This window comes from Flavobacterium quisquiliarum (assembly GCF_019308285.1).
GTDB classification, from domain to species: Bacteria; Bacteroidota; Bacteroidia; order Flavobacteriales; family Flavobacteriaceae; genus Flavobacterium; species Flavobacterium quisquiliarum.
In genome coordinates this window covers 74,666-94,932 of sequence record NZ_WWEM01000039.1, presented here as the reverse complement: position 1 = coordinate 94,932, position 20,267 = coordinate 74,666, and the positions used below count along the sequence as shown (strand labels likewise).

General features: G+C 33.9%; 19 protein-coding genes. 10 read left to right on the top strand and 9 right to left on the bottom strand.

The genetic code is table 11. The features are described from left to right. The first annotated feature begins 7 nt into the window (after window positions 1-7). Both GSY47_RS22250 and GSY47_RS22245 read left to right on the top strand, forming a co-directional pair. Complete coding sequence (locus GSY47_RS22250) at window positions 8-637, top strand: response regulator (protein ID WP_179001818.1); 630 nt, start codon at window positions 8-10, stop codon at window positions 635-637. 102 nt (window positions 638-739) lie between these two features. Further along, window positions 740-1,426, top strand: a complete 687-nt coding sequence (locus tag GSY47_RS22245) for a zinc metallopeptidase (protein WP_179001816.1) — start codon at window positions 740-742, stop codon at window positions 1,424-1,426. A 146-nt stretch (window positions 1,427-1,572) separates the two neighbouring features. On the opposite strand, the gene GSY47_RS22240 is transcribed toward GSY47_RS22245, so the two are convergent. From GSY47_RS22240 to GSY47_RS22230, 3 genes are all read right to left on the bottom strand, one after another. Next, window positions 1,573-2,043, bottom strand: a complete 471-nt coding sequence (locus GSY47_RS22240) for an Lrp/AsnC family transcriptional regulator (protein WP_091494722.1) — start codon at window positions 2,041-2,043, stop codon at window positions 1,573-1,575. A 242-nt stretch (window positions 2,044-2,285) separates the two neighbouring features. Continuing rightward, complete coding sequence (locus GSY47_RS22235) at window positions 2,286-3,035, bottom strand: uroporphyrinogen-III synthase (RefSeq protein WP_091494726.1); 750 nt, start codon at window positions 3,033-3,035, stop codon at window positions 2,286-2,288. A 14-nt stretch (window positions 3,036-3,049) separates the two neighbouring features. Then, window positions 3,050-3,718: a DUF4271 domain-containing protein gene (locus GSY47_RS22230; RefSeq protein ID WP_179001814.1), complete on the bottom strand. Its 669-nt coding sequence runs from the start codon at window positions 3,716-3,718 to the stop codon at window positions 3,050-3,052. A gap of 106 nt (window positions 3,719-3,824) precedes the next feature. On the opposite strand from GSY47_RS22230, the gene GSY47_RS22225 reads away from it, so the two are divergent. Genes GSY47_RS22225 through GSY47_RS22215 form a run of 3 tightly spaced genes read left to right on the top strand, consistent with a single transcriptional unit; the run spans window position 3,825 to window position 6,416 of the window. Next, complete coding sequence (locus tag GSY47_RS22225; RefSeq protein WP_179001812.1) at window positions 3,825-4,550, top strand: polyprenol monophosphomannose synthase; 726 nt, start codon at window positions 3,825-3,827, stop codon at window positions 4,548-4,550. 10 nt (window positions 4,551-4,560) lie between these two features. Next, window positions 4,561-5,901 (top strand): dihydroorotase, encoded by a 1,341-nt coding sequence (locus GSY47_RS22220; RefSeq protein ID WP_179001810.1) that lies wholly within the window; start codon window positions 4,561-4,563, stop codon window positions 5,899-5,901. 11 nt (window positions 5,902-5,912) lie between these two features. Further along, entirely contained in the window at window positions 5,913-6,416 is a 504-nt protein-coding gene (locus GSY47_RS22215; RefSeq protein WP_179001809.1) for a DUF4296 domain-containing protein, read from the top strand. On the opposite strand, the gene GSY47_RS22210 is transcribed toward GSY47_RS22215, so the two are convergent. After that, window positions 6,417-7,409 carry an NAD-dependent epimerase/dehydratase family protein gene (locus GSY47_RS22210; RefSeq protein ID WP_179001807.1) on the bottom strand — a complete coding sequence of 331 codons (993 nt, stop codon included), beginning with the start codon at window positions 7,407-7,409 and terminating at the stop codon, window positions 6,417-6,419. 222 nt (window positions 7,410-7,631) lie between these two features. On the opposite strand from GSY47_RS22210, the gene tyrS reads away from it, so the two are divergent. Both tyrS and GSY47_RS22200 read left to right on the top strand, forming a co-directional pair. Beyond that, the gene (gene tyrS / locus GSY47_RS22205; protein ID WP_179001805.1) at window positions 7,632-8,927 is read left to right on the top strand and encodes a tyrosine--tRNA ligase; all 1,296 of its coding nucleotides are present in this window, start codon (window positions 7,632-7,634) and stop codon (window positions 8,925-8,927) included. Window positions 8,928-9,061: 134 nt separating this feature from the next. Next, window positions 9,062-9,406, top strand: a complete 345-nt coding sequence (locus GSY47_RS22200; protein WP_179001803.1) for a hypothetical protein — start codon at window positions 9,062-9,064, stop codon at window positions 9,404-9,406. Between the two features lie 6 nt (window positions 9,407-9,412). Here GSY47_RS22200 and GSY47_RS22195 read toward each other — a convergent pair whose 3' ends face one another. From GSY47_RS22195 to GSY47_RS22180, 4 genes are all read right to left on the bottom strand, one after another. Further along, the gene (locus GSY47_RS22195; RefSeq protein WP_179001938.1) at window positions 9,413-10,393 is read right to left on the bottom strand and encodes a LuxE/PaaK family acyltransferase; all 981 of its coding nucleotides are present in this window, start codon (window positions 10,391-10,393) and stop codon (window positions 9,413-9,415) included. A 126-nt stretch (window positions 10,394-10,519) separates the two neighbouring features. After that, window positions 10,520-10,858 carry a T9SS type A sorting domain-containing protein gene (locus tag GSY47_RS22190; protein ID WP_179001801.1) on the bottom strand — a complete coding sequence of 113 codons (339 nt, stop codon included), beginning with the start codon at window positions 10,856-10,858 and terminating at the stop codon, window positions 10,520-10,522. A 189-nt stretch (window positions 10,859-11,047) separates the two neighbouring features. After that, on the bottom strand, window positions 11,048-12,232 hold the full coding sequence (locus GSY47_RS22185; protein ID WP_179001799.1) for a hypothetical protein: 1,185 nt from the start codon (window positions 12,230-12,232) through the stop codon (window positions 11,048-11,050). Between the two features lie 138 nt (window positions 12,233-12,370). Then, on the bottom strand, window positions 12,371-15,118 hold the full coding sequence (locus tag GSY47_RS22180) for a TonB-dependent receptor (RefSeq protein WP_179001797.1): 2,748 nt from the start codon (window positions 15,116-15,118) through the stop codon (window positions 12,371-12,373). Window positions 15,119-15,352: 234 nt separating this feature from the next. On the opposite strand from GSY47_RS22180, the gene GSY47_RS22175 reads away from it, so the two are divergent. The 3 genes from GSY47_RS22175 (at window position 15,353) to GSY47_RS22165 (ending at window position 18,789) form a co-directional block, all read left to right on the top strand. Beyond that, window positions 15,353-16,036, top strand: a complete 684-nt coding sequence (locus GSY47_RS22175; RefSeq protein ID WP_008465097.1) for a response regulator transcription factor — start codon at window positions 15,353-15,355, stop codon at window positions 16,034-16,036. Between the two features lie 193 nt (window positions 16,037-16,229). Then, entirely contained in the window at window positions 16,230-17,315 is a 1,086-nt protein-coding gene (locus GSY47_RS22170; RefSeq protein ID WP_179001795.1) for a sensor histidine kinase, read from the top strand. 163 nt (window positions 17,316-17,478) lie between these two features. Beyond that, window positions 17,479-18,789, top strand: a complete 1,311-nt coding sequence (locus GSY47_RS22165) for a porin (protein WP_179001793.1) — start codon at window positions 17,479-17,481, stop codon at window positions 18,787-18,789. 90 nt (window positions 18,790-18,879) lie between these two features. Here GSY47_RS22165 and GSY47_RS22160 read toward each other — a convergent pair whose 3' ends face one another. Beyond that, window positions 18,880-19,962, bottom strand: a complete 1,083-nt coding sequence (locus tag GSY47_RS22160; RefSeq protein WP_179001791.1) for a glycosyltransferase — start codon at window positions 19,960-19,962, stop codon at window positions 18,880-18,882. Window positions 19,963-20,267: the final 305 nt, after the last annotated feature.

The following is a 20,267-nucleotide window of genomic DNA, read 5'->3' as shown; positions in this document are numbered from 1 at the left end:
TAAAATCATGATATATAAAACGGTAATTGTAGACGATCATCCAATTGTAATTTCAGGAATTTCAGGTTTGTTATCTGATCTTGAAAACATAAAAATCGTAGAAAAATTTGGATCGGGGATAGCCCTGTTAGATTACATTGAAGATAATACAGTCGACTTAATTTTGATGGATGTTTTTCTTCCCATAATTAATGGAGTTGATCTATGCAAAACAATCAAGCAGAAGCATCCTAAAATTGTTATTATTGGGATGAGCAGTCAGTCTGAAAGAAGTTTGGTTATGCAGTTTATTCAGAACGGAGGAAATGGGTATATTTTAAAGAATGCTTCTTTTGATGAGTTCAAAAATTGTATTTATAAAGCCATTGCTGGCGAAATTGTTTTTAGCGAAGAAGTAAAAACAATAATCAGTCAGCCCTTATCTGAAGAGTTGGAACGTATTCCTGCTTTGAGTCGAAGAGAGCGCGATATCGCATTATTGCTTTCGCAGGGAAAATCGACTCAGGAAATTGCAGATGATTTGTTTTTGAGCTTTTTGACCGTTCAAACACACCGCCGAAATATTCTTCAGAAGTATAAAATGAAAAATGTGGCAGAATTAATCGCTTTTCTGCTGAAGAATAATATGCTGAATTGAGACAAATTTGGTTTAAAAATGTCAAAATGACATTTTGTTAAAATGGTTCGCAATTTGATGTTTGTTTTGTAAATTTAAAAATCAATCTAAAAACACAAAAAAATGGGATCAGGATACCTAATTATTGCTGGAGCAATCATGTTGTTCAGCTGGCTGGTAAGCTCTCAGCTAAAGAGTAAATTTGAATTGTATTCGAAATTACAGTTAAGAAACGGAATGAGCGGAAGAGAAATCGCCGAAAAAATGCTTGCAGATAACGGAATTACAGATGTTCGTGTAATTTCGACTCTAGGTCAGTTGACAGATCATTATAATCCTTCAGATAAAACAGTAAACTTAAGTGAGGCTGTTTATAATCATCGAAATGCGGCTGCAGCTGCAGTTGCAGCGCACGAATGCGGTCATGCTGTGCAGCATGCAATTGGTTACGAATGGTTGACAATGCGTTCTAAATTAGTGCCTATCGTAAGCGTGGCTTCCAATTTTGTACAATGGATTTTACTTGCGGGAATTTTGATGATCAAAGTTTTTCCAGGTTTATTGTTAGTTGGAATTGTCATTTTTGCAGCAACAACTTTGTTTACCATTATTACACTTCCCGTAGAATACGATGCAAGTAACAGAGCTTTAGCTTGGTTGGAAAACAAACATATGCTTACGCAAGAAGAACAAGCAGGAGCAAAAGATGCGTTAAAATGGGCCGCCAGAACTTATGTAGTGGCTGCGATTGGTTCTATAGCAACGTTGTTGTACTATATCTCGATTTATGCAGGGAACAGAAGGAATTAAATAAATTTAATTTTCAATATCATAAAATTCCAAATTCCAATTTTATTGGGTTTGGAATTTTTCTTTTTTATGACCTTTCTTTTTCCGTAGTTGAAACCACGAGCTATGTTTTTGGAATTTGGAATTTGAAAATTTGGAATTTTTTTCTAAAGCTGAATCTGCCTGTCAATCTGCTGATCCAAAGAAATAAACGTTTCGGTTCTCGAAACGCCTTCAATAGCCTGTATTTTATTGTTTAAAAGAGACATTAAATGCTCATTGTCGCGACAAATGATTTTAATTAAAACCGACCAGTTTCCGGTAGTATAATGACATTCCAAAACTTCAGGTATTTTTCTTAATTCTTTTACAGCTTCGGAGTTTCTAGATGCTTTGTCCAGATAAACTCCAACAAAAGCCATAGTGTTATAGCCTAAAACTTTTGGGTTTACTGTGAATTTAGATCCAGAAATAACACCAGATTGCTCCAGTTTTTTTAAGCGCTGATGAATTGCTGCGCCGGAGATTCCAATTTTGTTGGCAATCTGTAAAATTGGTTTTCGGGCATCGTCCATTAAGTAGCGGAGGATCTCTTTATCGATACCGTCAATTTCAATTAAAAGGGAGTTGATTTTCATAACTTACAATTTGAAACTATTTCTTGTGATTTGGGTTTAGAATAGAAATCAAATGTAGTTAAAATGAAGGAAGAATAAAATTTCAATGTTAGAAATTCCAAATTCCAAAAACATAACCCGTGGTTTCAACCACAGGAAACGAACGGAATTAAGAATTGGTTAAAAAACAAAAAATCCAAACTCCAAGTGATTAATTTGGAATTTGGATTTTTAAAAATTTGTATATTTTTCTCTTGGTCAGGTTATTTTCCTTTGTTTGCTTCTGCAACGTACTTTTCAAGCGCCATTGTCATCGAAGGAGTTTCAGGTGTCGGAGCAAGAATATCGATTCTTAATCCGTGGTCTAAAGCTTCTTTCTGAGTTGTGCTTCCAAATACAGCAATTCGAGTATCATTTTGTTTAAAATCTGGGAAATTTTTAAACAATGATTTGATTCCGGTTGGACTGAAGAAAGCTAAAACGTCGTAATAAACGTCTGCTAAATCAGATAAATCACTCATTACAGTTCTGTAGAAAATTGCTTGTGCCCAATCTACTTTTAGACTGTTTAATGTTACAGGAGCATCTGCATTTAACTGGTCAGATGCAGGAAGTAAAAACTTCTCGTCTTTGTACTTCTTAATTAGCGGAGATAAATCTGCAAAATCTTTTGCTCCAACGTAAATTTTACGTTTTCTGTACACAACATACTTTTGAAGGTAAAATGCAACGGCTTCAGATTGACAGAAATATTTCAATCCTTCTGGAACTTTGTAACGCATTTCATCAGCAACTCTAAAAAAATGATCTACAGCATTTCGACTTGTTAAAATGATCGCAGTGTAATGATTAAGATCGATTTTTTGTAATCGAATCTCTTTTGCGCTAACCCCTTCCACATGAATAAATGGTCTGAAATCAATTTTTATTTTGTGTTTGTGTTGGAGCTCAAAGTAAGGAGAATTCTCCACTTTAGGTTCAGGCTGTGACACCAAAATTGTTTTCACTTTCATATTATAAACATTTTCTAAGCACTCCCTTTTGTTATCCAGTAATAAAGAAAATAATAAGGGGCTATTTCGAGAGCGCAAAGATATAAAATAAAATAAAATAACTTGCCGATTATTACGTTTTGATACGTTTTAATTGAAATAAAGTAGGAGTATACACTAATACACAGCGAAATACCAATGATTATAAGTGGTATTATTTGCGGAATATTGTTGTAATAGAACAAAATAGCGTTGATTGGAAGGATCAAAACGCCTATATAAGTCCTGTAAGTTACCTTTTGTAGGTTAAATAGTTCTACAAAATCATCAATATTGAAGGAAGTCGCTACAATTTTTTCAATTAAATATTTCCCTAAAATGAAATAAAGAAGGAAAGTGGCAATCTGAATAAACAAAATCCAGTCGGTTTTAGAAGCATGTTCAAAGATGTTCATCGTAAGCAGAATGAAAAAAGCGTACGAAATAATTTGTACAAAAAACAAACCAACCGTAAAGCTGCTTTTCATGTGACTGTTGTCGCGATAAATCTTAGCATATTTGTCAGAAAAAATAAGTTTACTAAATTCACTGAATCTAGTTTCGTAAGCCGATTTTGTCATGGCAACAACAGCAAAGGTCAGCACAAATAAAAGTGTTGCCCAGTCTTTGTTTTCAAGAATTCGAGGATGAAGTTGTTCAATCATAGCGTTACAAAATTAGTAATTTTTTGATGCAATACTTTTATTATATATTTATTATGAATCAAATGCTATAAAAAGTTTACTTTTGCCGTGAAATTACCCAGAAAAAATGAATGATAGTATTGTCATAATTCCCACATACAACGAAATCGAGAACATAGAAAGTATAGTAAGAGCTGTACTTTCGCAGCATAAAGCTTTTCATTTATTGATTATCGATGATAATTCTCCTGATCACACAGCAAAGAAAGTAATTGCTTTGCAGGAAGAATTTCCAGACAAACTTTTTTTAGAACAAAGAACTAAAAAATCAGGTTTAGGAACAGCTTATGTTCATGGGTTTAAATGGGCTTTGGAAAGAGATTATCAATTCATTTTTGAAATGGATGCCGATTTTTCTCATAATCCAAATGATTTGGAAAAGTTATATGATGCCTGTCATTTTGGTGGAGCAGATTTAGCAATTGGTTCGCGGTATGTAACTGGGGTAAATGTGGTTAACTGGCCTTTAAGTCGTGTTTTAATGTCTTACTTTGCATCGGTTTATGTTAAATTTATTACCGGAATGAAGATTCACGATGCCACTGCTGGTTTCGTATGTTACAAAAGAGAAGTTCTAGAGAAAATCAATTTAAATAAAATAAAATTTGTGGGGTATGCGTTTCAAATTGAAATGAAATACAGAACGTACTGCGCCAAATTTCAGATCACCGAAGTTCCTATTATTTTTACAGACCGAACAAAAGGAGTTTCTAAAATGAGTAATGCTATTATTAAAGAAGCAATACTTGGAGTAATTTCGCTAAGATTAAGAAAATTAGTCAATTCATTATAAACCAAGCACGATGAACAGGATTTTAATAAAAAATGCCAAAATTGTAAACGAAGGGACAATTTTTGAAGGTGATGTTTTAATTGAAAATGATCTGATTGTTGAAATTGCTGACAGCATTTCATTAAAAACATCAGATTGCATAGTAGTGGATGCCGAAGGTAATTATTTAATGCCGGGAGCAATTGATGATCAAGTGCATTTTAGAGAGCCAGGGTTAACACATAAAGGGGATATCGAATCGGAATCTCGAGCTGCGGTTGCGGGCGGAATTACTTCGTTCATCGAACAGCCGAATACCGTTCCGAATGCGGTTACGCAGGAAATTTTAGAAGATAAATATCAAATTGCTTCTCAAAAATCATTTGCGAATTATTCGTTTATGATGGGAGCAACAAACGATAACTTGGAAGAGGTTTTAAAAACCAATCCCAAAAATGTTGCTGGAATCAAGATTTTCTTAGGTTCATCAACTGGAAATATGTTGGTGGATAATGAAGCAGTTTTAGAAAAGATTTTTTCTAGTACGCCAATGTTAATTGCAGTTCACTGTGAAGATGAAACTACAATTAAAAATAACCTTGCCGCTTTTAAAGAGCAATACGGTGATGATGTGCCTGTAACGGCTCACAATTTAATAAGAAGCGCTGAGGCTTGTTATATTTCTTCTTCAAAAGCTGTTGCGTTAGCTAAAAAAACTGGAGCGAGATTGCATATTTTTCATCTTTCAACTGCAAAAGAAATGGAATTGTTTACCAATAAAATTCCATTAGAAGAGAAAAAAATTACGGCTGAGGTTTGTGTGCACCATCTTTGGTTTACAGATGAAGACTATAAAACAAAAGGAAATTTCATTAAATGGAATCCTGCTGTTAAAACGGCTGATGATCGAGCAGAACTTTGGAAAGCTTTAAATGATGGTAGAATCGATGTTATTGCAACCGATCATGCTCCTCATACAAAAGAAGAAAAACAACAGTCGTACTTAAATGCACCTTCTGGAGGTCCGTTAGTACAGCATGCAGTTGTGGCAATGTTTGAAGCGCATCATCAAGGAAAAATCAGCGTGGAGAAAATCGTGGAAAAAATGTGCCACAATCCTGCTAAACTTTTCAAGATTGAAAAAAGAGGTTTTATTAAAGAAGGATATTATGCCGATTTAGTTATCGTAAATCCAAGTTTGCCTTGGAGCGTGAAATCAGATAATATTTTATACAAATGTGGCTGGTCTCCTTTTGAAGGTTTTACTTTTAAATCTAGAATTACACACACTTTTGTAAACGGAGAATTGGTGTATAATAATTTTAAAGTGAAAGATACTAGAGCCGGAAAAAGATTATTGTTTGACAGATAAAAAAAAGAACTATGAAGAATTTTGTCTTAATAGTATTGATTTTGTTTCTTTCTATAAGCTGTAAAAAAGAGCTCGTAAAACAGCCGGAAAAGCTTATCGATAAGAGCAAAATGATTGATATTATGTACGATTTATCGCTTTTGGAAGCTATGCGCTATCAAAAGCCATTGTCTTTGGATTCTGTTGAAAACGATCCGACCAAGTTTATTTTGAAAAAATATAAAGTTGATAGTCTTCAGTTTGCCCAGAATAATATTTATTACGCTTCCGACTATGAAACGTATAAAGATATGTTTGATGAAGTGAACAAAAGAATAGCGGTAAATCAAAGAGCAGCAGATTCTCTAGCTAAAATTGATGAGAAAAAAGCAGCGAAAGCAAATAAAGAAAAATTAAAGAAGTTGAAGCAAGAGTCAAAAGATTCTGTGAAAAAAACAACTCCAAAAATCAATATTGATTCTATAAAAAGGATTCAAATGCAACATAGAAGACAAAATGCAAAACAGATAAAATAATTATTGTCTTTTGATATAATCATGCACATCAGTAAAAACCGTTCCTAGAGCGGTTTTTATTTTTTCACTAGAGTATAAATTTTTAGAATAAGAGGCTTTTGCTGTTGCTTTGGTAATGCTTCTTTTTCTGAAGAATAAAGTTGAAAACATTCCGTCCAGAATCCAGAGCATATTCATAAAAAATGGTTTGGCATGAATATGTGGTCTTTTTACTTTCAAGGTGTCTGCAACAGTATTCAAAATATCTTTGAAAACAATATTATCAGCAATCAAAGTAAAACGCTCGTTTACGATGTCGCTTTTCATTAATTCGAAAGTGATTCTAGCAACATCATCAACCGTAATAAAACCAGTGCTTCCAAGAGTATAGAAAGAAAGTCCCTTTGAAACCTTTTGATAGATCTCACTGCTTCCTTGTTCAAAAACGCTCATCATTTTGGGCGGACCTAAAATTACTCCTGGATTTACAATGATAACATTTAGTCCTTCTTGTTGTCCGCGCCAAACTTCCATTTCTGCACCATATTTAGAAATAGCATAATCGCTGTGCGGTTTTTCAGGATTCCAGTCGGTTTCTTCAGTTATGTGGGTTTCGTGGGGAGCGATATCGCCTAAGGCAGCAATAGAACTGATAAAACAGAATTTTTCTATTCCTTTGGCAATCGAAAAATTAATGATGTTTGCAGTTCCTTCGATATTCGTTTTTCTAAGCTTTTCTTCGTCTTTTGGGTCAAACGAAATCAAAGCGGCACAATGATAAACTTCTGTAATATCAATAAAAGCAATTTCTAATGAAGGAACGTCTAAAACATCGGCTTCAAGCCAATTAATTTTTTCAAACAAGTCTGTTTTTTTGTAAAAATCAAAAACCGATTTGGTTTTCGCAATGTTGCTTTGACTTCTGTAAATAGCCCGAACATTTTCTCCATTTTCAATTAAATGAAGTAATAAATGCGCGCCGACTAAACCAGTTCCTCCAGTTACTAATACCATTTTGTAAAGATAAGTTTTTGCTTTTAAGGTGCAAAGTGGCAGAGGGACAAAGTTGCAAAGGTTTTTTGCTTTTGCCACAAAGGCGCTAGGGCGCAAAGTTTTTTATTTTACACGATACTTCCATAGTAAAAAACAAATACTTTGTGCCTTAGTGTCTTCGTGGCAGACTTTTTTGCCATTACCATTGACATTGATTACATTTGCGCAAATTATTTTAAAAAAATGAAGAATCTAGTTGAAGAATTAAAATGGCGCGGGTTATATCATGATAGTATGCCTGGAACGGAAGAACAATTACTAAAAGAAGCTACCTCTGCGTATATCGGTTTTGATCCAACGGCAGATTCACTGCATATTGGAAGTATGGTTCAGATTATTTTATTGGTTCACTTAAAGAATTTCGGTCATAAACCGATTGCTTTAGTGGGTGGAGCAACTGGAATGATTGGAGATCCTTCTGGTAAATCTGATGAAAGAAACCTGCTTGATGAAGAAGCTTTGGCTAAAAACGTTGCTGGAATTAAAAGTGTTTTGTCTCGTTTCTTAGATTTTAATTCAACCGAAGCAAATGCGCCAGTAATGGTAAATAACTACGATTGGATGAAAGAATTCTCTTTTATCGATTTTGCACGTGAAGTTGGAAAACGTATCACTGTAAATTATATGATGGCTAAGGATTCTGTAAAAAAGAGATTTAGTGGAGAAGGAGAAGGAATGTCTTTTACAGAGTTTACGTATCAGTTAATTCAAGGTTACGATTTTTATCATTTATATAAAAACAACAATTGCGTGCTGCAAATGGGAGGTTCTGATCAATGGGGTAATATTACCACGGGAACAGAATTAGTGCGCAGAATGGGAGGTGAAAATGCTAAAGCATACGCTTTGACAACACCTTTGATTACAAAAGCAGACGGTTCTAAATTTGGAAAATCTGAAGGAGGGAATGTTTGGCTGGATGCAGATAAAACTTCTGTTTACAAATTCTACCAATTTTGGGTAAATACAACAGACGTTGATGCTGAAAAATATATCAAAATCTTTACTTTCTTAGATAGAAATACAATTGATGCATTAATTGAAGAACATCAAACAGCGCCACATTTAAGAGTTTTACAAAAGAAACTGGCTGAAGAAATTACTGTTTTTGTTCACAATCGTGAAGAATTGGAAAAAGCAATTCAGGCATCCAATATCTTATTCGGAAATTCAACTGCGGAAGATTTGAAGAAATTGGACGAAGCCACTTTCTTAGAAGTTTTTGACGGAGTTCCACAGGCTGAAATCACAAAAGCAGATTTAGAAAACGGATTGGATATTATTACGGTTTTAAACGAAAAAACTGGTTTCTTTAAATCTAACGGAGAAGCAAGAAGAGCTTTAACAGCAAATTCTATTTCTGTAAATAGAGAAAAAATCAAAGAAGATTTTACTTTGACAACAAACGATTTAATCAATAATCAGTTTGTGCTATTACAGAGCGGAAAGAAAAATTACTTTGTGATTAGAGTGGTTTAATTATTTTAATTGAAACATATTATGAATCCCAATAACTTTTAGAAGTTATTGGGATTTTTTATTTTAATTTATTGGTAATGAAAACGTAAATCTTTTTTTATTAAGTTTATTCCCGATAAACTAACCTAATAACTATGATTGGAATTTTATTTATTTACTGGATTTGGAAAGGATTTACCGGTTTAGCTCTTGAGTATGATAAGAGTAAATGGGGCTATTTTGGTATTGGAATAGCGTCATATTATGGTGGCACACTCGTCTCAGGTTTTGCTGTTGGCCTTTTGTCTGTTCTAATTGGCGGTGTTGATAATGTAGCCGACGATAGTTTTATTAACCCGGGATGGAATATATTTTTTGTGCTTTGCGGAGGTTTGGCTTGTTATGGTGTTTACAAGCTTTTGGAAAATAAAGGAGAAAAAGAAAAAGCACTATTCAAAAAAGAAGGAATAGACAGTATTGGTGTAATTGACGAAAATTAACCTTTTTTACAAAACCATCAAATTACAACCACGAATATCAGAATTATCAAAACGTCCCAATACCTCAAAAGAGTTGTTGGGATTTTTTTTTCCTAAATCTTGGGTTGCTATAAAGGAACAAGAATTGATATTGGCCAAATCTATTACATTGATTCCGCCAGTTTTTCCGTCTTTTATGTAAGTGAGTGCATCTTCTGGATCTCGTACTAGAATATTCATCCACGATGGACATTCGAAAATTCCGTCACCTAAAGAATACGCCTGTGCTAAAAGCTCGGTCATTCCATATTCTGAATGAATGGAAGAAACTCCAAAACCTTTACATAAAATTTCGTGTAATTCTTCACGAATCATTTCTTTACGTTTTCCTTTCATGCCTCCAGTTTCCATAATGATGGTATTTTGAAGATTGAATTGATGTTTTTCGATTAAATCTAATAAAGCATAAGTAACGCCAATTAAGATTACATTTTGGCCTGCTTCATCCAATTCTGTTAATTTTTTAATTAAGTCATCGTGATTGTGCAGATAAAACCCACTTTCAGGCTGATTCGAGATTTTTATTAGATCTTCTACCATATAAATTAACGAAGAGCCTTCACGCTCTAAATAAGACGGTAAAAGGGCTAAAACAACGTAATCTTCGATATTGCCATAAAACTGCGAAAATCCTTTGCGGTAACTTTCCTCATATAGGGAAACATCGGTCACTAAATGTCGGCTTGTAATCATTCCGGTTGTACCGCTGCTGGTAAACGTAACTTGTGCAGAATCGTTATTCGAAACTACATCATGGCTTTTGAAAAATTGGATGGGTAAAAAAGGAATTTGCTGTAATGATTTTACCTGCTGTGGATTCACTTTTAGAAAATCGCAAAAATCACGATACACTTTGTTGTTTTCGTGCTGAAAACGAAACACTTTTAGTGCTATTTTTTCAAATTGTTTCTGACTCGAAATGGTAAATATATCGCTGGCTGTAATCAAAACTTTTTTTTGCAAAGATATTATATTTAGTGTTCAGTCGCAGTTTTCAGTCGCAGTTTTCGACAAAGCATCTAAACTGAAAACCGTGACTGAGACTGTAAACTAAAAAAAGCTCCAAAGGAGCTTTTATCGTATAATGAGTTTTCGTGTTGTTGACGCGTTTTGTTCGCTTATTTTTATAATGTAAACACCTGGAGGTAAATCTGAAACGTTTAACTCTTTTGTTACTAAATGAGCCTGAAGTACTTTTTTACCCAAAATATCGAACACAATAATTTCCTTTTCTAAATCGTTCTTAGAAGATATGTACACTTTTCCGTTTGTAACGGGATTAGGATACAAGCTGAGACCCTCAATAGAAGTAGATTCCTGAGGTTTTGGTAATTGCTTGCTGTCTTGCGCTGAAACGCTTACAGTAAAGAAAAATGCCAATAAGAATGTAATATAAAAGTAGTTTTTTGCCATCGCGTGTATTTGGATATCGTAAATATACAAAAAAAATTACAAAAAGTGCGCCAAAAATAAATATCCTGAAATTTATGATGTTTTTAACACTTTGTGTCCGAATTCATTAGAGAATGCCTAATTGCAATGAAGCAAAAAAAACACCCTAATAAAATTAGAGTGTTTTTGAATATTGTTTGTCTTACGAGATTATAGACCTTTTGTCCATCCAGCAGTCCAAGTAGGAACTCCTGATCCGTTTCCTGCTCCAGTTGCATCTGCTTTTTCTGTGAAAAGTTTAGTCATATCAGGAACAGTTCCAGTAGAAGTAGCTGTACCTTTTACTTTAAGTGTTACATCCTCGAATTTAACATTAGTTGCTAATAAATCAACTCCAACATATGAAAGAGTTTCGTCATGTTGAACATCAAAACCAGTAGCCCATCCTTTTAAAACTACGTTGTCAAATTTACCTTTAGTTCCAACTCTTAATTTCATTCCTTGAGATTCTCCACCAATTGAAGGTCCACCAATTAAAGTAAGGCCTTTGATGTTAGGGAAAGAAATTGGAGTAGCTAAGTGATTGTTAGAATTGTTGTCAGCTTCGATACCTCTGTTACCTCCATTTGTTCTGATTCCGTACCAAAATTCACCGTTTCCGTTCCATCCTTCTGTCCAGTCAAATAAATCATCTCCAACTGCATTAGCATCTTTGTTAGAAACTACTAAGTGAGTTGCGCTAACAGTTCCACCAAACCATTCGAATCCGTCATCAGAGCTTTCGTAAACTTGTACATAATCAATAACAGTTCCGCTTCCAACTCCAAATAAAGAAAGTCCATTAAATTCTTTGTCACTGCTGTAAGAGAAACCTGGGTACTCAATTCTTAAATATTTAATTGATCCAGAGTTGTCATTAGCTACAGTTCCACCATAAGTTAAATCAGAAACTTCAGCACTAGCAGTAGTTCCTTTGTTGATTGGTGCTTTTCCACAGATTACTAAACCACCCCAAGCAGCTGGTTTTTTTGTTTCTGAAGTCATAATAACTGGACTAGAGGCAGTTCCTTGAACATCGATTTGTCCTCCTTGTGCTACAGCAATATATCTTACAGCTGCTAATTGATCAGCTGCTACTGCAGTTGCTTCAATGATAACTCCAGGTTTGATTGTAAGTTTAGCAGTGTTTTTAACTACTAATTTCCCTGTTAGTTTATAAGTTCCAGATTCTAATACTACCTCACCACTGTTGATTTCTCCTTGTAAGTTGTCTCTTACTACTACGAAATCAGATTTTGGTCCGTCGTTTTTGTTGTCATCGCTTGAGCAAGATGTTGTAAGTGTTGCAAGCGATAATGCCGCTAAACCGAAAATTGTTGAAATTGTTTTTTTCATTACTTTTTTAATTAGTTTGTGTTTATGCAAAGATTAGAACTTAAGCTTTAATCAACGTTAAGCCGTTGTCATCTATTTGTTATGTGTTTTTTATTCTAACGTTAAGGAATTGATAACCCAATATTTCCTGTGTGTTTCTTAGAATTGGTAGTTCATTCCCAATCCGAATGTCAGACCTTTTTTGTAGTTGAAAACCAATACGTCTCCACCTGCATTTTCTTGAACTCTTTTAAATTCTGGATTCAATAAGTTTCTTGCTCCAAAATCAATTCCAAAGCTTTTAGTCAATTTTGTTTTTAAAATAAGGTCTAAAGATCCCATAGCTTTATCAACTAAATTTCCTTTTCCTTCGTTTCCAATTGCATAAAGCTTATCAGAATAATGGTTATACGAAAGAGTTGCCATAATTCCAGAGTCGTTTCTGAAGTTTTTAGTATAAGACAAATCAGCATTTAAAATCAAATCTGAAGCTCCCGTAAATCCTGAACTGCTGTCTGTAGTATTGATATTTAATCTTCCATCTGTTTCTTCTCTTACTTTGTCAGCATCAATATCTTGGTGAGTTTTCATTAACGAAGCATTAAATCCAAAAGAAAGTTTATTTGTGTATTCTCCTTCGATTTCGAAAATATTTTTTCTTGCTTCGAATTCAACTCCATAAGCATAACCAGTGTCTCCAATATTTACAAAAGAGATATCATTTGTAGAAGAAGCAATAATGATTTGGTTGATTGGATCCATGATATATTTACCAAAAGCAGTTACAGAGAATAACTCATCGCTTTTCGGGAACATTTCCCATTTTAGATCCAAATTGTAGTTTTGTGAAGGATACAAACTTGGGTTACCAATTACAGATTCCATTACATCTTCATAGATAAATAACGCGCGTTCTTTAAACTGTGGCAATGTGTAAGTTTTACTAGCAGCTAAACGAAGATTTTGTTTTTCGTTCAATTCATACTTTAAGATTGCACTTGGTAAAAATTCATTTCTTTCAAACGTATTTGTTCCTCCGCCTGCATCAAGTTGTGTTCTCCAGTTAACTGTTTGAGAAATTCTTTCGTATCTCACACCAATAACAGAGCTGAATTTATCCGTGAATTTGTATTCGATATTACCAAATCCAGCATGGATATCTTGTTTACCATCATAAGTTTGAGGAGTCATTCCTGCAAAAGAAGCGGTTGAGAATAAACCACTTTCATAATTTGCTTGGTTAAAAAAGGCATCTAAATTATTTGGATTTACACTTGTGTTTTGACCAGTCTGGCTGATGTTGAAGTTGAATTGAATAGCTTCAAAATCACGTTTTTTAAATCTTCCGTTATAACCTACAGTAATTTTTCCTTTTGGTTCGCCATCTTCATTTCCTAATTTGTAAGATAATGCAAGGTTGGCTGCTGCCTCATCTTCTGTAAGATTTTGGAAGTATCTTTGGTTGTCTGTAGTAGTTCTTTGAGCAAGTGTGTAAACGTCTGTCGTTGGGTTATGGAACATTTTGTTTTGAGTTCTGTCCGGCATATCACCTTTTACAGTGTTGTATGAAAGACCCCAGTCCAAATCAATTTTATCAGTTAATTTATCATTTCCTAAAAGCTGATTGATAAAAACTGTGTTTTGTGTAAATGTACCTCTCTGAACAAGCAGATCAGCATTATCATTATCAAAATCACGATCGCTTCCGTAATAAGTATCTCTAGTTTGTTCAGATGTATTAACAAACAAAAAGTTATATCCAATTTTATGGTTTTTGTTCAAACGGTAGTTAGCATTGAACATTCCAGTAGTATTGGTGTTATAAGTGAATTTTTCTTGTTGGAAAGATTTTAATGAAGCGCCCTGAGCATTTACACTTTGACTAAGACCTTCTCTAAATTCATAACCATTTCCAAAACCAACAGTAGCAAAAAGACTTAATTTTCCTTCTTCGCCAATGTTGAAAGTTTTACCAGCTTTTAGGTTAAAGTTTCCTCCAAATGGAGATTCTTTTTTAGGATTTAAGCTGTTTTCAAAACTAAAACTATTTAAAGGATTGTTTGGTACTCCGTAAGAAACAAAACCAGATTTGCTTGGTCCTTGTTGTAATAAGAAATTGCTTGAGTTTGATACTGCGTTAGTATTAACTTTAGATCCTAAAGAAATTTCAAACATTCCTTTTCCACGGTAATCTTTAGATACGATATCTACATTTCCTCCAGCAAAGTCACCATACATTTTTGCTCCGTATGATTTGTCAATTGAAATATACTCCACAATATCAGTTGAGAAAAGATCTAGCGCAATGTTTTTTCTTTGTGGATCATTTGATGGAATTGGTAATCCGTTCATCGAAGTAGAGTTGTAACGGTCACCTAATCCTCTTACGTAAACGTTGTTGCTTCCTTCTTGTTTGGAAACACCAGATGTTTTAGCTACAGCAGCAGCTACGTCTCCCACACCTTTTCTAGAAAGTTCTTGCGCACCAATAGTTTGTTTGATGTCAACCGCATTTTTTTGCTCTAATAAAAGAGCCGTTTCTTTTTGTTTACTTACAGCCGCCGCTTGTACCACGACATCTTTAAGCGTATAACTTCCCGAAGAAAGAGCTTGATTCACTACTACAGTTTCGCTTCCTTTAACAGCGACTGGAGTTTCTACAGATTCATATCCTAAAAAGCTAAAAACAAGAGTATAATTTCCTGGATTTACGCTCAAAGAATATTTTCCGTCAACGTCGGTATTTACGCTAATATTTGTACCTTTAATTAAAACATTAGCAAATGGTAACGGATCATTGTTCATATCCTTGTCGGTTAGAACTCCAGAAATCGTACCTTTGTTTTGCGCGATTGAAATCGTGCAGATAAATAATGCGATAAATAGAAATCTTAAATTGAATTTCATTGTTCAGTGTTGTGTTAATTTATTTTGGTGCAAAGAAAGAACCGCACCGTGAAGTCGATGTTACCAACTTGTTATGTTTTTGTGTGTTTAAGATTATCAAATTGTTACCAGATTAAATTACCGTTAACACCAATTTTTAAAGGTTCTTTTGTTAGTATATTTACCCCGTGAAATAAAAAACATCGGATAAATAATTAAAAAGATTTGATGTAAAAATCTCAATTTTTGCTATTTATGAAAAAAACACAAACTAAGATTTTATTAGTTGACGACGAACCAGATATCTTAGAAATCGTTGGCTATAACCTTGCGCAGGAAGGCTATCAAATTGTTACTGCTTCTAATGGAAAAGATGCTATAGCTAAAGCTCAGAAAGAATTGCCAGAATTAATTATTATGGATGTGATGATGGCAGAAATGGACGGAATGGAAGCTTGCGAGCATATCAGAAAAATTCCTGAACTAAATAATGTTATCATAACATTCCTTACAGCAAGAAGTGAAGATTATTCTCAAGTGGCTGGTTTTGATGCTGGTGCTGATGACTATATTACAAAGCCAATCAAGCCAAAATTATTGGTTTCTAAAGTAAAGGCGTTGTTAAGAAGGTTAAAAGAACAAGAAGTTGTTACTGATACTTTAAATGTAGGCGGAATCGAGATTAACCGTGAAGAATACAAAATCATAAAAGGCAATGTAGAAATTGCTTTGCCAAGAAAAGAATTCGAATTATTTTATCTATTGGCTTCAAAACCAGGAAAAGTTTTTAAAAGAGATGAAATTCTGGATAAAGTATGGGGTAACGAAGTAGTAGTTGGAGGAAGAACAATTGATGTTCACATCAGAAAACTGCGCGAAAAAATTGGCGAAGACCTTTTTAAAACCATAAAAGGTGTTGGTTATAAATTTGAGGTATAACATCCTATAAAAATTCGAACCGTATAAGTGATATAAGTTCATTTAATTTGTTGTTCGCATTTTTTAAAAATTACTATATTTAGCACATGTAAACATAGCGTTTACATGTGCTAAGTCATTTATAGTCAAAAGTAAAATGAACTTATATCACTTATATGGTGAAAAACAATCTCTTAATGGTTAAATAATTTCAATGAAAATTAATTTTAAAAAAACATACAAATTCGCCATAAAATCGGCTTTGTATATAAGTCTCTTTACTACCGCATTTGTGCTGATGTTAATGTCTTTATTTTATAAGAATCAATTACAACATCAAGTTGCATTTGGAATAATTTTCATTATCGTCATTTATATATTCTCATTTTTGGTTTTACAATATCGTGTAGAACGATTCATTTATCGAAGAGTGAAGAAAATTTACGATGAGGTTTCGTTGTTAGAATCTACCACTTTGATCAATCAGCCAATTAATACGGATATGGAGACGCTTTCACGCGAAGTGAAAAAGTTTGCGACCGATAAAAAACTGGAAATCGAAATGCTAGAAATTCGTGAACAATACAGAAGAGAGTTTTTAGGAAACGTTTCGCACGAATTGAAAACACCTCTATTTACTGTTCAAGGTTATGTTTCGACTTTGCTTGACGGTGCAATGGATGATAAAAATATTAGAAAAAAATATTTAAAACGCGCAGAAAAAGGTGTGGAGCGTCTTATATATATTGTTGAAGATTTAGATATGATTACCAAATTGGAATCAGGTGATTTAAATCTAAATATGACCGATTTTGATATTGTCGAATTAATCCAAAATGTTTTTGATTTATTGGAAATGAAAGCCGATAAAAAGAAAATAAAACTAGCTTTTGAAAGCAAGAATGTTCAATCTGTAATTATTCGCGGAGATCAGGATCGAATTCAACAAGTCTTAGAAAACCTGATTGTGAATTCTATTAAATACGGAAAAGAAGGTGGTTTAACAGAAGTTGGTGTGGTAAATTTAACAAAGAAAAAAGTCTTAATCCGTATTAGCGATAATGGAGAAGGAGTTGAGAAACAAAATATTCCAAGACTTTTTGAACGTTTCTATCGAGTTGACAAAAGTGGAACGCGTTCTGAAGGAGGTTCTGGTTTAGGTTTGGCGATTGTAAAGCATATTATTGAAGCGCATAAAGAGAAAGTTTATGTAGAAAGTGAGTTCGGAATTGGCTCAGAATTCTCTTTTACGCTCGAAAAAGCATTTAAAAACCCAAAAGCTGAGGTTAAAAAATCGTAAGCTGATTTTTGCGGAAAGTCCTAAAACAAAGGGTTTTAACAATAAATAAACATTCCGATTCAGTCGGTAACATTAAATTTTTATTATAGTAACATCTGGTTAATGATTTCTTAACATAGGTGCTCCATCTTTGCATCCTGAATTTAAGGGATTTAGAGAACTAATGATAAAAAGAAAATTACTAGCAGTTTTATTACTGTTAACTTGTGCTGCTAATGCACAGGAAACAAATAAACAAGAATTAAATAAGCAGGATGTAAAAAACGAAGTAATGCGTATTTTAGATTCTATCAACAAAGCGAAACTTCCAGACACAAAATCTGGAGGAGGAATTGAAGAACATTGGTATGATAGAATCTCGTTAAGAGGTTATGCACAGATTCGATACAATGGTCTGCTTTCTACAAATGATAAAGTTTCTTGCGAACAATGTGATAAATCCTGGGGAACAACTTCGACAGCTCCAGATGCAAAAGCAAATAACGGACTTTTTATTCGCCGTGCCCGTTTAGTGTTCTCAGGACAAGTTCATCCAAATGTATTTTTCTATTTCCAGCCTGATTTTGCAAGTTCGCCAAGTACAGGAATTCAGAACTTCGTTCAGATTCGTGATTTGTATTTCGATCTTTCTTTTGATAAGAAAAGAGAATATCGTGTTCGTGTTGGACAAAGTAAAATCCCTTACGGATTCGAAAATATGCAGTCAAGTTCACAGCGTTTAACTATGGATCGTGCTGATGCGATAAATAGTTCCATATTAAACGAACGTGATTTGGGAATCTTCTTTTATTGGGCTCCAGCCGAAATAAGAAAACGTTTTGAAATGCTGGTAAAAGATGGTTACAAAGGTTCTGGAGATTTTGGGGTATTTGCTTTTGGGGTTTACAACGGACAAATTGCTAATAAGCTAGATGGAAATCGTGATCTAAACGTCGTTACAAGAGTTACATATCCATTCGTAATTGGAAGCCAGATTATCGAACCAGGAATCCAAGCTTATACAGGAAAATGGGCTTTTACTGGAGAAATTTCTTCAGGTGTTACGGTAAATGATCCGCAATATGTAAAAGATCAAAGGGTAGGAGCAACATTCGTTTTATATCCAAGACCTTTCGGAATCCAGACGGAATATAATATTGGGAAAGGACCAAGATACAATACCACTACAAATACAGTTGATGAAACAGATCTAAACGGAGGTTACGTTTTATTAAATTATAAATGGGATATTAAAAAACAGCGTATTTATCCTTTTGCCAAATTTCAATATTATGATGGAGGTAAAAAATATGAGAAAGACGCGAGAAGCTACGTGGTAAGAGATTACGAATTTGGTGTAGAATGGCAACCCATCAAAGCTTTTGAGTTGACAGCAGAATATGTAATTGCTGACAGAACTTTTGAAGACAGCGCACTCCCAATAAACAGACAACAAGGAAATGTACTAAGATTACAAGCGCAGTTTAACTTCTAAAAAAATAAAACCTGCATTAATCCGCGTTTTTGCGAAAGCAAATCCGTTTAATCCGTGTTCCGTTTATAGACACAGATTAAACGGATTTTTTTATGCTTGAGAATTATTTTCGAAAACAGAAAATAAGGAATCCCAGTCTATATTGTTTTCAAATTGAGATAGTCCTTTAAAAGCCTTTACTTTTGATAGATCTTCAATAGTAAAGTCGTCTTGCATTGCATAAGGCACAAGATTTTCTTCCTGCAGTTTTACCGCAAGATATTCCTGTTCGTATTGTCCTGGAGTTGGAATAAAAAAAGCTTTTTTGCCCAATTTAGCCAAATCCATTACAGTGGTATAACCAGAGCGGCAAAGGACAAATTCACTTTCGTTAAAGGTTTGTTCCAGCTGTTTCGAATTCATAAAATTGTAATAAGTAACATTTCCAGCCTGCCACTTTTCTTGAGATTTATCTACAATCCCTTGAACAAAAACCACTTTGCCTGGATATTTTGCTGCTTCTTTCTGTAGTTTTTCATCTAAGAAAGTACGCTGCGGTTCTGGTCCAGACAATATAATCATCAAATCATATATTTTTGGAGTGTCTTTTTTTCGCATTCGGCTTAGCGGACCAATATATCTTAAATTTAGTTCGTCAGTTTTTAAATGACCTAACTCGCCAGTAAGATTTACTTCATCATTGGTATCAGGAACCCAGCATTCCGTATATTTTTTGATGATTTTCTGATGGCATATACTCGTAAACCAAGTTGTATTTCCTGTCATCACATTTAACTGATGCGTCATAAAAACGGATGGTACTTTTTTACTGAAAACTCCCAATCTATTATCAGAGATAATACCATCAATTCCATGCTTTTTAATCCAAGTATTGACCATTTTTTTCTCATCCAAAATGGCAGTAATCATTTTAGGAAGGTTTTTGATCAGCTTCCATTTAAAGTTTTTTCCATTTTTGGCATATTCAATATGATAAGAAGGAAGTTCTAAAGTCTGTATATAAGGAAATTCTTTTCGCAATAAAGCCAGCGCAACCCCATCTGAGGCAATAATCGGAATATAATTATTCTCCTGAAGCGCTTTTATAATAGGAATACAACGAGTTGCATGGCCAAGACCCCAATTTAATGGAGCGACTAAAATAGTTTTATTCGCAGAATAATCAATGCTCATTTTTAATGCTTTTTAAAAACGAAGATAAAGAAATATGTTTTGGATGTTATTTCGAGGGTATTACTAAATTATTAACTCTATATTCTTATAAACACTAGAGATTTACAGGGGTGTTTCAAAAATATTTTCATTTTCTTAAATAAGATTATCTGTATGTTAAGTAATTTTCGATTTTTTGAAATGACCTTAATAAGGAAATTTGTAGGTTTAGTTATAATATAAAAAAACCGAACGTATGTTCGGTTCTTAATTGGAGCATTCTAAGTAAATATCTTAGAAACTTAGCATCTTAGTATCTCAGTATC